Source organism: Nakamurella sp. PAMC28650 (assembly GCF_014303395.1).
GTDB lineage: Bacteria > Actinomycetota > Actinomycetes > Mycobacteriales > Nakamurellaceae > Nakamurella.
In genome coordinates this window covers 2,043,812-2,057,475 of record NZ_CP060298.1, presented here as the reverse complement: position 1 = coordinate 2,057,475, position 13,664 = coordinate 2,043,812, and the positions used below count along the sequence as shown (strand labels likewise).

The following is a 13,664-nucleotide window of genomic DNA, read 5'->3' as shown; positions in this document are numbered from 1 at the left end:
GTGGCCGGGCGCGACGTGCAACGCGGCCGGACGCAACGCCAGCCGGCCGGGCGCGACGTGCAGCGTGGCCGGGCGCAACGCCAGCCGGCCGGGCGCGACGCCAGCCGGTACGGGCGGCGCAGCGCTAACGGGTACGGCCGGCGCAGCGCTAACGGGTACGGTCGGCGCAGCGCTAACGGGTACGGGCGACCACGAACTGTGTCAGCGAGACCAGGGCGTCACGAGAGGCAGACGGGGCGAGGTTGCCCAATTCGTCCAGCGCGGTGCTTGCATAGTTGTCGAGGGTGGCGCGAGCCTGGACGAGACCACTCGAGGCGCGCAGCAGACCGACCGCCTCGGCCAACTCCGACTCCGAGTCGATCGGCCCCGACACCAACTCCACCAACCGGGGATCCGAGGTCGGATCCGCGAGCGTGTAGAAGACCGGCAGTGTCGGAACTCCCTCGCGCAGGTCGGTGCCGGGCGTCTTCCCGGACTCGTCGGACGCGACATCGATGATGTCGTCCGAGATCTGGAAGGCGACTCCAACGGCGCGACCGAACCGGCGCAGGGCAGCGGTCTCGGCCTGGCTCGCTCCGGAGAAGATGCCGGCGTACCGGGCACACGTGTCGATCAGGGCGGCGGTCTTCTCGTCCAGCACGGTCAGGTGATGCGCGATCGGATCGGCGCCGGCCCGTGGACCCACCGTCTCCCTGGTCTGGCCGGTGACCAGCTCGGCAAAGGTGTCCGCGATGATCCGGACCGCGTCCGGACCCAGGTCGGCGACCAGTCGAGAGGCGTGGGCGAACAGGAAGTCGCCGGTCAGGATGGCGATCGAGTTGTCCCAGCGGGCATTCGCCGACTTCGCGCCGCGCCGGAGGTCGGCTTCGTCCATGACGTCGTCGTGGTAGAGCGTGGCCAGGTGGATGAGCTCCACGACCGCCGAGGCGGTGATGATGTCCTCGGATTCCGGATTGGGACCGACCCCCGCCGCGACCAGGGTGAACAGCGGGCGGAATCTCTTGCCGCCGGCGTGCATGAGGTGCGAGGCCGCTTCGGTGACGAAATCGAACTCGCTGCTCATCTCGCGTTCGAGGACCTCTTCGACGCGAGCCAGGCCGGTGGCGACCCGTGCGGCCAACGCCGGGTCGGCCAGCTCGATACCGGCGAGGACGGTTGGTGCGTTCACATCTACGACCCTACGGCAGCAGAACGCCGGATCCAGGTCAGCGCAATGTTCGTCACGGTCACCCCGGGTTCGTCACGATCAGGACAGCAGGGGCCACGGCACCTGGAGCCCGTCGAGGAACGGCTGCGGAACGATTCCCAGGATCAGCGTGACCAGGACACACACCCCGATCACGATCGCCGTCAGCGCCCCCGGTACCACCACGAACGGCTCAGTGATCGCGCGAGCACCCGCACCGGCCCCCGCACCGGCTTCGACCATCACACCGGCCTCCACCACCACACCGACCTCCACCACCACGGTGCCGCCAGCTTCCGGCCCACCCGCGGCGCCCGCCGCACCGGCGGCGCCGACGGCGCTCATCGCCGGTACCGGCGTCATCGCCGTCAGCGGGGCCGAGAAGTACATCAGCACGACGATGCGCAGGTAGAAGAACGCCGTGATCGCGGTGGCGATCATCGCCACCACGACCAGCGGCGCCATGCCGGCATCGACGGCCGCGGTGAACACACTGAGCTTGCCGATGAAACCGCTGGTCAGCGGAATGCCCGCGAACGAGAGAAGGAACAGGCTCATGGCGGCGGCGAGCACCGGGGACCGTTTGGCCAGGCCGGCCCAGTCGGCCAGGTTCGAGGCCTCTCCACTCCCCTTGCGGACGAGGGTGAAGATCGCGAACGACCCGACCGTGGCAAATCCGTAGGTCAGGAGGTAGAACATGGTGCCGGAGGCGCCGCGTTGGCTCAGCGACATGACGCCGAGGATGATGAATCCGGCGTGCGCGACCGAGGAATAGGCCAGGATCCGCTTCATGTCGGTCTGGGTGATGCCGATGATCGCGCCGATGAGCATGGAGGCAATCGCCACCACCCACATCACCGGACGCCAGGACCAGACCATCGGACCGAGTGCGACCTGGAACACCCGCAGCATCGCAGCGAACGCAGCCACCTTCGTGCAGGCAGCCATGAAGGCGGTGACGGGGGTCGGCGCCCCCTGGTAGACGTCCGGCGTCCAGAGGTGGAACGGGCCGACGGAGCCCTTGAACAGCAGACCGACGACCAGCAGTCCGATGCCGACCAGCAGCAACAGGTCGCTCGAGCCGCCGGCGCTGGCCCTGGCCGCGATCTCGGAGAACTTGATGGAACCCGCGTACCCGTAGATGAGGGTGATTCCGTAGAGCAGGATCGCCGAGGTGAACGCCCCGAGGAGGAAGTACTTCACGGCCGCCTCCTGCGAGATCAGACGACGGCGGCGAGCCAATCCGCAGAGCAGGTACAGCGGTAGCGAGAGCACTTCCAGCGAGACGAACAGGGTGATGAGGTCGGACGAGGCCGGGAACACCAGCATCCCGCCGATGGCGAAGAGCGTGAGCGGGAACACCTCGGTCTGCATCGGTTGGGCGACCGCCGTCATCGCACGGTCACGCGCGGAGCCGGCCCGCACGGAGGCCTGGGGCGCGAACGCACCGCCGGGTTCGGACACCCGGTCCGCCATCAGCAGAACCGACACCAGGGCCAGCGCCAGCAGTACGCCCCACATCACGTAGGTACCGCCGTCCACCGCGACCGCGCCGGAGAAGGTCACCGCGTAGCGGTGCCTGGCCCCGGCGACGACGGTCCAGACACCGGCACCCACGATCGCGACCAGGGCCAGCGTCAGTTGCGCGGCGTAGCGCCGACCTCGCGGCAGGACCGCCTCCAGCACCACGGCGATGCAGGCGGCGCCGAGGATGATCATCACCGGCATGACCGCCGTCAGGTCGACGGAGGGCGCCTTGATCGGATCGGCCGGCGAGCCCGACATGAGAGTCGGCGTTGCGGACAACAGAGCAGTCAGCACGATGCCTCCGTGACGATGAGAGTGCTGGGCCGTGCCGGCGACCCGGCGACAGCGGGGGCCGGGTGTGCAGGCACCGGATCGGTGTGGCAGGACCACGACACCGTCTGCTGGGCAGTGGGATTGATGACGTCCAAAACCGGCTTGGGGTAGAGACCGAGGAAGATGACCAGGACGACAAGGGGTGTCAGGACGGCGATCTCACGTGTGGTGAGATCACCGAACCGCACCTTGACGGCGGCCGGGGCGTGGGATTTCGCCATCGTGGTCGTGCCGCCCGGCCGGGCCTGCGGCGCCGACCCACCCAGCGGGGAATCGTCGTGCGGATCCTGCTGCAGCACTGCAGCTCCCCGCACCGGCCCGGTCATGGTGCGCTGGAAGATCCACAGCATGTAGACCGCAGCGAAGACGATGCCGGTGGTGGCGACGCTCGCCCAGGCCGGATGCCGGCTGAAGGTGCCGATCAGCACCATGAACTCGGAGATGAACGAGTTGGTACCAGGCATCGCGATGGTGGCGAGGGCTCCGACCAGGAAGAAGCCGCCGAGCAGCGGCGCGACCTTCCAGACCCCGCCGTAGTCGGCGATGTTCCGTGATCCACCCCGCGCCGTGAGCATGCCGACGACCAGAAACAGCAGGGCCGTCGCCAAACCGTGGTTGACCATGTAGAGCACCGCGCCACTGATCGACGACGTGGTGAACGCGAAGACGCCGAGCGCGATGAACCCGAAGTGCGCGATGGAGGTGTAGGTGACGAACCGTTTGAGATCACTCTGCCCGGCCGCGACGATCGCGCCGTAGATGATGCCGATCACCGCGAGGGTGATGATCAGCCACGCCAGCTTGCTCGAGGCCGCCGGCAGCAACGGCAGGCAGATCCGCAGGAATCCGAAGGTGCCGACCTTGTCGAGCACCCCGACCAGCAGGGTGCCCGCCCCGACCGGTGCCTCGGAACCGGCGTCGGGCAGCCAGGTGTGGAACGGCACCAGAGGTGCCTTGATCGCGAAGGCGATGGCGAATCCGCCGAAGATCCAGAGCTGGGTGGACGTGGGGATCTCGTGGGCGATGTTCCGGAGGCTGTTCCAGTCCAGGGTCCCGCCGAGCCCCGCGGCGACCCGGGACGGAACCCGCCCGGACGCCACGAAGAGCCCGATGATGGAGGCCAGCATCAGCAGGCCGCCGATCAGCGAGTACAGGAAGAATTTGGTCGCCGCGTAGGTGCCCCGGAGGCCGCCGAAGGCGCCGATCAGGAAGTACATCGGGATCAGCATCACCTCGAACATCACGTAGAAGACGAAGACGTCGGTGGCGGCGAAGACACCGGTCATGGCCGCCTGCATCACCAGGATCAGCGCGAAGTAGCCGCCGATGGTGCGCCCTTCGGGCAACTTCTCCTCCCACGACGCGCCGAGCACGATCGGTACCAGGAAGGCGATCAGCGCGATCATCACCAGCGAGATGCCGTCGACGCCGAGGGAGAAGTGGATGCCGAACGTCTGGATCCAGTTGACCGAGTAGGTCTCGCGGAACGGCGACGCCGCGTACTGCGTCGTCGGGGCGGCCGTCTCCTGATGCCGGTAGGCGATCCACAACGCCGCTGCCACCACGAGTTCCACCAGCGAGAAGGCCAACGCCGTCAGCTTGACGGTGCGCGCCGGGGCGCCGCCCATGAAGGCCACGACTCCGGCCCCGACGAGGGGGATCGCGATGAGCAGGACGAGGTAGGGGAAGTTGCTCATGCGAACCTCACCACGATCAGGGCCGCGACGACCAGGAAGGTGCCGGAGAGCATCGACAACGCATACGAGCGAACGAATCCGCTCTGCCAGCGCCGCCATCGACTCGACAGCGCGCCCAACGCGGACGCCAGACCGTTGACCGCGCCGTCCACCCCACGGGTGTCGGTGAAGACCAGAGCGCCACCCAGCCATCGGCCGGGCCGGGCCACCAGCGCCTCGTTGATCGCGTTGCCACCGGCATCGGCACGGGCGAAACGCACCAGCGCACCGACCTTCTCGGGTCGGGTGACCGGCACGGGCACCCGACCGACGACCAGGTACGCGATCCCGACGCCGAGAGCGACCACCACCAGGGTGCCGATGGTGATCACGGTCTTGGCGACCGGCGGATGCGGCTCCTCGAAGTTGCCGACCGCCGGGGCGAGCCAGTTCGCCAGCCGGTTCCCGGTGGCCAGGAATGCACCCGCGCCGACGGACCCGATGGCCAGGACGATCATCGGGATGGTCATCACCTTCGGCGACTCGTGCGGGTGATAGTCCCTCCCGTCGGCGGACTTCAACTGCTTCCAGCGGGACTCGCCGAAGAAGGTCATGATCATCAGGCGGGTCATGTAGAAGGCCGTCAGGCCGGCACCGATCAGCGCGGCACCGCCGAGCAGGGCACCCTTGGCTCCGCCGGCCGAGAAGGCCGCCTCGATGATCGGGTCCTTGCTGAAGTAGCCGGACAGGAACGGGAAGCCGATCAGCGCAAGGTATCCGGCCATGATCGTCCAGAAGGTGATCGGCATCTTGTTGGCCAGACCGCCGTAGTGACGCATGTCGACGTCGTCGTTCATCCCGTGCATGACGCTGCCGGCGCCGAGGAACAGGCCGGCCTTGAAGAACCCGTGGGTCAGCAGGTGCAGGATGCCGAGGGCGTAGACCCCGGAGCCGAGGCCGACGGCCAGGAACATGTATCCGATCTGCGAGACCGTCGAGTAGGCAAGGACTTTCTTGATGTCGTCCTTCGCGCAGCCGGCGATGCAGCCGACCAGCAGCGTCACCGCCCCGATGATGGTGACCACCAGGCGGCCGTCGGACGTCAGGTTGTAGATCGGGGACGACCGGGCGATCAGGTAGACGCCGGCGGTGACCATGGTCGCGGCGTGGATCAGGGCCGAGACCGGGGTCGGGCCCTCCATCGCGTCGGGAAGCCAGGCCTGCAGCGGTACCTGGCCGGACTTGCCGCAGGCACCGAGCAGCAACAGCAGAGCGATGGTGGTCACGACTGCCGGGGAAACGGTCGGGATCGCGGCGAAAACACCCTGGTAGGAGGTGGTTCCCATTTCCTTGTACATCAGGAAGATGGCCAGGGCCAGGCCGACGTCGCCGACCCGGTTCATCAGGAACGCCTTCTTGGCCGCGGAGGCCGCAGCCGGCCGGTCCGACCAGAAACCGATCAGCAGGTAGGACGCGAGACCGACGCCCTCCCAGCCGAAGTACAGCGACACGAAGCCGCCGCCGAGCACCAGCAGCAGCATCGCCGCGACGAACAGGTTGAGGTAGGCGAAGAACTTGCGGCGTTGCGGATCGTGCGCCATGTAGCCGATCGAGTAGATGTGGATCAGCGATCCCACACCGGTGATCAGCAGGACGAAGGTCAGCGACAGCGGGTCCAGTCGGAGGTCCAGGTTGACGTCCAGGGTGCCGGCGCTGAACCACGAGAACAGCTGGACCGAGTGGATCCGGTCGACCGCGGCCGATCCGGTGGTGGACAGGAAGATCGCCACACCGAGAGCGAAGCTGAGAATGACGGTGGCGCAACCGATGTAGTGCCCGATCCGGTCCAGTCGCCGACCACCGACCAGCAACACGACCGCACCGGCGATCGGCAGCAGCAACAACAGCCAGGCGACGCTGGAGATGCCGGATGCCGCGGTGCTCGTCGGAGGTATCGCGGTGATCGTTGGAGGTGTCACTGTGGAATTCCCCGCCCCGTCAGAACTTCAGCAGGTTCGCGTCGTCGACGGAGGCACTGCGCCGACTACGGAAGATGGACATGATGATGGCGAGCCCGACGACGACCTCGGCCGCGGCCACCACCATCACGAAGAAGGCCATCAGCACCCCGTCCAGGTTGCCGTGCATCCTGGCGAAGGTGACCAGCGAGAGGTTCACCGCGTTGAGCATCAGCTCGATGCACATGAACACGACGATCGCGTTGCGCCGCACCAGCACTCCGACGGCGCCGATGCCGAACAGCAGGGCCGAGAGGATCAGGTAGTGATCGGGGGTCATCGGTGCTCTCCGTCGGTCCGCTGTGGATGCTCGGCCGTCTCGATCGCGCCCAGCGAGCGACCCTGCGAGTTGCGTGTGGTGACCCGGATGGCCTCGCTCCGCTCGACCAGGTTGGAGACCGATCCCGGCGCGACACTGCCGTCCGGCAGGAGTGCGGGCGTGGCGTTCGACGACGAGGTCGCGAACACCCCCGGCCCTGGCAGCGGCGACATCCGGTCCGAACGCATCCGTTCGTGGACCCGCTGCCGCTGGGTCCGCTTCTCGCCCGGGGCACGCTCGACATGGGCCAGCACCATCGCGCCGACGGCCGCGGTGATCAGCAGGGCGCTGGTGAGCTCGAACGGGAACAGGTAGTCGGTGAACAGGGCAGCGGCCAACGACCCGATCGGTCCGCGCTGCGCCATGGACGGCCCGAGCCCCACCGACGTCGTTCCCTGCAGCGCCCGCACGAACGCGGCGACGAGCAGGGCCACGAAACCGATCCCGACCAGCGTGGCCTTGACCCGCTGACCCCTGAGGACCTCGATCACCGAGTCGCCGGCCTCCCGGCCGGTGAGCATCAGCACGAACAGGAACAGCATCATGATCGCGCCGGTGTAGACGATGATCTGCGCGAAACCGAGGAACTCGGCGCCCTGGGCCATGTACAGACAGCCGAGGCACAGCATGGTCAGCACCAACCACAGGGCCGAGTGCACCGCGCCCTTGGCGAAGACCATCCCCAGCGCGCCGAGCAACGCCAGCGGCGCCAGGATCCAGAAGGCGATCTGCTCCCCACCTCCGGAGGCGACGGTGGTGGCCGCGTCCCCGGCGGCCTGGACCAGACTCATGCGACACCGCCGTCGTGAGCGGGAACGTCGGTCGGGTGGCCGGCGCCCGCCGGCGCCGCAGAGCGACGCACGTCGGGATCGCGCAGCAGTTCCGGGCCCCTGACGTAGTAGTCCTGCTCGTCACCCAGTCGCATCGGGTGCGGCGGCTGCTCCATCCCCGGCAGCAACGGCGCCAGCAGACGGTCCTTGGTGAAGATCAGACGCTGCCGGTCGTCGTCGGCCAGTTCGTACTCGTTCGTCATGGTCAGCGAACGGGTCGGGCAGGCCTCGATGCACAATCCACAACCGATGCAGCGCAGGTAGTTGATCTGGTAGTTCTTGCCGTACCGCTCGCCGGGTGAGTAGCGCTCCTCCTCGGTGTTGTCGCCGCCCTCGACGAAGATCGCGTCGGCCGGGCACGCCCAGGCGCAGAGTTCGCAGCCGACGCACTTCTCCAGCCCGTCGGGATGACGGTTGAGCTGGTGCCGCCCGTGGTAGCGCGCAGCGGTGGGCAGCGGGTTGCGTGGGTAGTCCTCGGTGACCACCGGCCGGAACATGGTGGCGAAGGTGACACCGAAACCCTTGACGGGATCAAGAAACGACACTGCTGGCTCCTTCGCTGCTCTCGGCACTGCTGGCACTGCCGGGCGTGCCCACTGGTAGTGCCGGGCGAGCGGTCCTGATCGGTGGAACCGGGACGACGAGGTCCATCGGCGGGATCGGGTAGGCACCCAGTCGCGGGTTCACCACACGGGAGTCGGCCAGGTTCGGGTCGAGCGCGAGTCCCCCGTCATCCCCGTCGTCGTCGAGATCGATCTGTTTCGCGGGCCAGAAGGCGGCGACCAACAGGATCACGACCAGCGGTATGCCCATGTACAGCAGCACCTGTCGGGTGGTCAGGCTCGTCGCGGAGTTCAGCACGCGCGCCGTCGAGACCAGGACGATCCAGACCAGGGACACCGGCACCAGGATCTTCCAGCCTAGGGTCATGAACTGGTCGTACCTGATGCGCGGCAACGTGCCCCGCAGCCAGACGAAGCCGAACATGAAGATCAGGATCTTGATGAAGAACCAGATCAGCGTGATCCAACCCTCGTTCGCTCCCGGGATCCGCGAGACCGGCCAGGGTGCACGCCATCCGCCCAGGAAGAGCGTGGTGGCGATCGCCGAGACGTTGATCATGTTGATGTACTCGGCCAGGAAGAAGAGGCCGAAGCGCATCGAGGTGTACTCGGTGTTGAAGCCGCCGACGAGCTCGCCCTCGGCCTCGGCCATGTCGAACGGCGCGCGGTTGGTCTCCCCGACCATCGAGACGCAGTAGACGATGAACGACACCGGCAGCAGCCAGATGTACCAGCCGCCGGTCTGCTGGTTGACGATCGCCGAGGTGGACAGCGTGCCGGCGTAGAGGAACACCGCGACGAAGGACAGACCCATCGCGACCTCGTAGGAGATCAACTGGGCCGCCGATCGGAGGCCGCCGAGCAACGGATAGGTGGAACCGGAGGCCCACCCGCCGAGCACGATGCCGTAGACGCCGATCGACGAGAAGGCGAGCGCAGCCAGCACTCCGACGGGGAGGTCCGTCATCTGCAGGGCGGTCTGGTGACCGAACATCGACACCTGGCCGCCGAGCGGGATGATCGAGAAGATCAGGAACGCCGGGATGGCGGACATGATCGGTGCCGCGATGAAGACGATCTTGTCGGCGCGGGCCGGGATCATGCCCTCCTTGAAGATCAGCTTCAGTGCGTCGGCCAGCGATTGGAGCGCGCCGAACGGGCCGTTCCAGTTGGGCCCGGGGCGATGCTGCATGCGCCCGACGACCTTGCGCTCGAACCAGATCGCGAACAGCGTCAGCAGGAGCAGCAGGACGAAGATGATCACGGCCTTGATCAGCATCAACCACCAGGGGTCGCCGGCCAGCAGTGCCTGCGTCGAACCGTCGTTGCTGACGCCCGGACCGATGTCGGACGCGAACGGTGCCCGTGCACCCAGGATGCTCATCAGCGGTTCAGCCCTTCTCCGGCGGTGACGTGCACGCGGTCGGCCGCGACGGCACCGATCAGAGCACCGAGCGGCGTTGCGTTGATCCGGCCCGGCAGCCAGACCACGCCGTCGGCCATCGTGGTGATCGCCAGCGGGAGGGTGACCACCCCGCCGGCCGGACCGGTGACCTTGACCGGGTCCCCGTCGCCGAGGTCGAGCCGGGCCGCGCTGGCCGGCGACAACCGGACGACGTCGGGTTTCGCGGTACCGGCCAGATGGGGCTCGCCGTCCAGCCCGCGGCTCCCGTCCAGCGCCATCCGCCAGCTCGCCACGAGAAATGCCTGATCGTCCGCGCTGATCAACTTGGACGTTCTGGGACTGGTGGGACTGGAGTCGACGAGTTCGTCAGCGCGGTCGCTCTTCCCGGCCCACACCCCGAGGCGACCCATGTCGGCGCGGGCCGCGATCGGGGTCTGGGTGTAGAGATCGACGTCCATCTCGACGCCGAGCGTGTCCAGTATGCGGCCCTCGTCCAGGGTGCCGAACTCGGCGAGCGCGGCACCGAACGGTCGGTTCCGGCCCTCCCAGTTGACGAACGAACCCGCCTTCTCCGCCACGGCGGCGACCGGGAACACCACGTCGGCCAACTCGGTGACGGCGCTGCGGCGGAGTTCGAGGCTGACCACGAATCCAGCGGCGGCGATCGCGGCCAGGGCGGCGGCCGGATCGGGCAGATCGGAGAGTTCGACCCCCCCGATCAGCAGACCGGCCAGTCCGCCCGCTCCGACGGCGTCCAGAATTCCTGACGTGTCCCGACCGGGTTCGACCGGAACCGGTGCGCTCCAGGCCGTTTCGACCTCATGACGGGCGCCCTCGTCGGACACCGGCCGGCCACCGGGCAGCAGATTGCCGATCGCACCGGCGTCCAGCGCCCCACGCTCGCCGGCCCGACGCGGCACCCAGGCGAGCCGTGCGCCGGTGGCGTCGGCGAAAGCGCCCACCGCAGTGAGCAGGCCGGGGATCTCGGCGGCCCGCTCACCGACGAGCACCACCGCACCGGCGGCCCGCACCGCGGCCGCGGCCCGGAGGTGGGCTTCCTCGGACTGGGCTCCGGCATCTCCCCCACCGGCGCCGGTGGACCCGTCGGCCGACAGGCGTTCCAGCAGGGAGGCTTCCGCACCGGGCACGGCGGTGAGCAGGGTCCCCGCCATCTTCTCCAGCCCGCGGGAGAGCACGCTGCCGACCGAGAAGACCGGCACACCCCGGCGGGAGGCCTTGCGCAGTCGCAGGAACAGGATCGGCGACTCCTCTTCCGGTTCCAGCGCCACCAGCAGCACGGCCGGCGCCTTCTCCAGGGACGCGAAGGTGACGCCACCGGTGTCGGGGGTCACCCCGGTCACCCTGGCCGCCAGGAAGGCAGCCTCCTCGGCGGAATGAGCCCGTGCACGGAAGTCGATGTCGTTGGTGCGCAACGCCAGTCGGGTGAATTTCGCGTAGGCGTAGGCGTCGGTGACGGTCAGCCGGCCGCCGGGCAGCACGCCGACCCCACCGGTGTCCCGGGCTGTCGCCAGCCCGGCCGCAGCGGCGGACATCGCTTCGGTCCACGACACGGGCGACAACTCGCCGTCGGCGCCGCGGACCATCGGGCGGAGGATGCGGTCACCGGTCCCGGTGTAGGCGAAGGCGAAACGGCCCTTGTCGCAGTTCCACTCGTCGTTGACCTCCGGATCGGAGGCGGCCAGCCGGCGGGTCACCCCGACGGAGCGGTGATCGGTCCGCTGCGCGCAGCCGTCGGCGCAGTGCTCGCAGACGGTCGGCGTGGAGACCAGGTCGAACGGGCGGGAACGGAACCGGTAGGCGGCCGAGGTCAGCGCGCCGACCGGACAGATCTGGATGGTGTTGCCCGAGAAGTACGACTGGAACGGCTCGGCCGAGTTGATCCCGATCTGTTGCGCAGAGCCGCGTTCCAGCAGATCGATGAACTGGTCTCCGGCGATCTGGTCGGAGAAACGGGTGCAGCGCTGGCAGAGCACGCAGCGCTCCCGGTCCAGCAGGATCTCGGTCGAGATCGCGATCGGCTTGGTGAACACCCTCTTGGCCTCGTGCATCCGGGATTCGGCGGACCCGTTGGCCAGGGTCTGGTTCTGCAGCGGGCACTCGCCGCCCTTGTCGCAGATCGGGCAGTCCAGCGGGTGGTTCAGCAGCAGGAACTCCAGGTTGGAACGCTGCGCCTTGGCAGCCACCGGCGAGGTGACCTGCGTGTGCACCACCATGCCGTCCGCGACCGTCTGGGTGCAGGACGCCTGCGGCTTCGGCATCGGGCGTCCGCCCATCTCGACCTCGACCAGGCACTGCCGGCAGGCACCGACCGGCTCCAGCAGGGGGTGGTCGCAGAAGCGCGGGATGGCCGTCCCGATGCGTTCGGCGGCCCGGATGATCAGCTCGCCCTTGGGCGCATCGACCACGACGCCGTCGATGGTCAGCCGCACATAACCTGCGGGCACCGGCTTCTCCTGCGGCACCGCCGGCGGGTTGACGGTCTGGGTCATCAGTGTGCCCCGACCAGGAGTCGCGATTCGACGACCGGAGCCGTCCGCCCGGTGACCAGATCCTCGAACTCGTGACGGAAGTACTTGAAGCTGGACAGGATCGGCGTCGCCGCGGCGTCACCGAGAGCGCAGAACGAGCGCCCGGCGATGTTGCCGGCGGCATCGGAGAGCGTGTCCAGGTCCTCCAGGGTCCCCGAGCCGGAGACCACCCGGCGCAGGATCTGCACCAGCCAGCCGGTGCCCTCCCGGCACGGTGTGCACTTGCCGCACGACTCGTGCTTGTAGAACTCCAGCCACTTCCAGACGGCCCAGGGCACCGACACGGTCTCGTTGAAGCACATCAGCGCGGTGGTGCCGAGCATCGACCCGGCGGCGGCGACATCGTCGAAGGACAAAGGGACGTCGAGATGCTGCGGGGTGAAGATCGGTGTCGAGGAACCCCCCGGGGTGAAGAACTTCAGGGGGATCCCGTCCAGCATGCCGCCGGCGGACTCCAGCAACTGACGCAGGGTGGTACCCATCGGTGCCTCGTACTGGCCCGGCCGGGTGACGTGCCCGGACAGCGAGTAGATCTTGGGGCCGGGCGACTTCTCGGTCCCCATCGACCGGTACCAGTCGCTGCCGCCGAGCACGATGGGCGGCACCGACATGATCGTCTCGACGTTGTTGACCACCGTCGGGCTGGCGTACAGGCCGGCGACGGCGGGGAACGGAGGCTTCAGTCGCGGCTGGCCGCGGCGGCCCTCCAGCGAGTCCAGCAGGGCCGTCTCCTCGCCGCAGATGTACGCGCCGGCGCCGGCGTGGACCACGATCTCGAGGTTGAAACCCGTGCCGAGGATGTTCCGGCCCAGGAAACCGGCGGCCCTGGCCTCGTTCACCGCATGGGTCAGGCGGCGCAGCGAATGGATCGCCTCACCGCGGACGTAGATCGCGCAGAACTCGCTCCGGATGGCGAAGCAGGTGATGATGCAGCCCTCGATCAGCGCATGCGGATCGGCCATCATCGAGGGGATGTCCTTGCAGGTACCGGGTTCTCCCTCGTCGGCGTTGACCACCAGGTAGTGCGGTTTGCCGTCGCCCTGGGGCAGGAACGACCACTTGAGACCGGTCGGGAAACCCGCTCCACCGCGACCGCGCAGGCCGGAGTTCTTCAGCAGCTCGACCACCCGGCCGGGCTCGACGGCGAGCGCTTTCGGCAGGGCCTCGTACCCGTCCAGACGACGGTAGGTCCTGATCGACCAGGACTCGGGGGAGGCCCAGCGGCGGGTCAGCACCGGGGTCATCGTGGCCGGTCCGG

The 13,664-nt window shown here is 68.3% G+C and carries 10 protein-coding genes; all 10 read right to left on the bottom strand.

Annotated features, from left to right (window positions below):
• Window positions 1–172 precede the first annotated feature (172 nt).
• Window positions 173–1,168: a polyprenyl synthetase family protein gene (locus H7F38_RS09330; protein ID WP_187093822.1), complete on the bottom strand. Its 996-nt coding sequence runs from the start codon at window positions 1,166–1,168 to the stop codon at window positions 173–175.
• A gap of 78 nt (window positions 1,169–1,246) precedes the next feature.
• A complete protein-coding gene (gene nuoN / locus H7F38_RS09325) occupies window positions 1,247–2,971 on the bottom strand; it encodes an NADH-quinone oxidoreductase subunit NuoN (protein WP_187094589.1) in 1,725 nt (574 codons plus the stop codon).
• 29 nt (window positions 2,972–3,000) lie between these two features.
• On the bottom strand, window positions 3,001–4,743 hold the full coding sequence (locus H7F38_RS09320; RefSeq protein WP_187093821.1) for an NADH-quinone oxidoreductase subunit M: 1,743 nt from the start codon (window positions 4,741–4,743) through the stop codon (window positions 3,001–3,003).
• Window positions 4,740–6,647 (bottom strand): NADH-quinone oxidoreductase subunit L, encoded by a 1,908-nt coding sequence (gene nuoL, locus H7F38_RS09315; RefSeq protein WP_187094588.1) that lies wholly within the window; start codon window positions 6,645–6,647, stop codon window positions 4,740–4,742. Before nuoL ends, H7F38_RS09320 begins: the two co-directional genes overlap by 4 nt.
• Window positions 6,648–6,720: 73 nt before the next feature.
• Complete coding sequence (nuoK, locus tag H7F38_RS09310) at window positions 6,721–7,020, bottom strand: NADH-quinone oxidoreductase subunit NuoK (RefSeq protein WP_090476263.1); 300 nt, start codon at window positions 7,018–7,020, stop codon at window positions 6,721–6,723.
• Window positions 7,017–7,850, bottom strand: a complete 834-nt coding sequence (locus H7F38_RS09305) for an NADH-quinone oxidoreductase subunit J (RefSeq protein WP_187093820.1) — start codon at window positions 7,848–7,850, stop codon at window positions 7,017–7,019. Before H7F38_RS09305 ends, nuoK begins: the two co-directional genes overlap by 4 nt.
• On the bottom strand, window positions 7,847–8,434 hold the full coding sequence (gene nuoI, locus H7F38_RS09300) for an NADH-quinone oxidoreductase subunit NuoI (protein WP_255498304.1): 588 nt from the start codon (window positions 8,432–8,434) through the stop codon (window positions 7,847–7,849). Before nuoI ends, H7F38_RS09305 begins: the two co-directional genes overlap by 4 nt.
• Window positions 8,421–9,731, bottom strand: a complete 1,311-nt coding sequence (nuoH, locus tag H7F38_RS09295) for an NADH-quinone oxidoreductase subunit NuoH (protein WP_370531354.1) — start codon at window positions 9,729–9,731, stop codon at window positions 8,421–8,423. The genes nuoI and nuoH overlap by 14 nt, the downstream gene beginning before the upstream one ends.
• Before the next feature lie 104 nt (window positions 9,732–9,835).
• Window positions 9,836–12,367, bottom strand: coding sequence for an NADH-quinone oxidoreductase subunit G (locus H7F38_RS09290; protein WP_187093818.1), 2,532 nt, complete (start codon window positions 12,365–12,367; stop codon window positions 9,836–9,838).
• Complete coding sequence (gene nuoF / locus H7F38_RS09285) at window positions 12,367–13,650, bottom strand: NADH-quinone oxidoreductase subunit NuoF (RefSeq protein ID WP_187094587.1); 1,284 nt, start codon at window positions 13,648–13,650, stop codon at window positions 12,367–12,369. Before nuoF ends, H7F38_RS09290 begins: the two co-directional genes overlap by 1 nt.
• Window positions 13,651–13,664 lie beyond the last annotated feature (14 nt).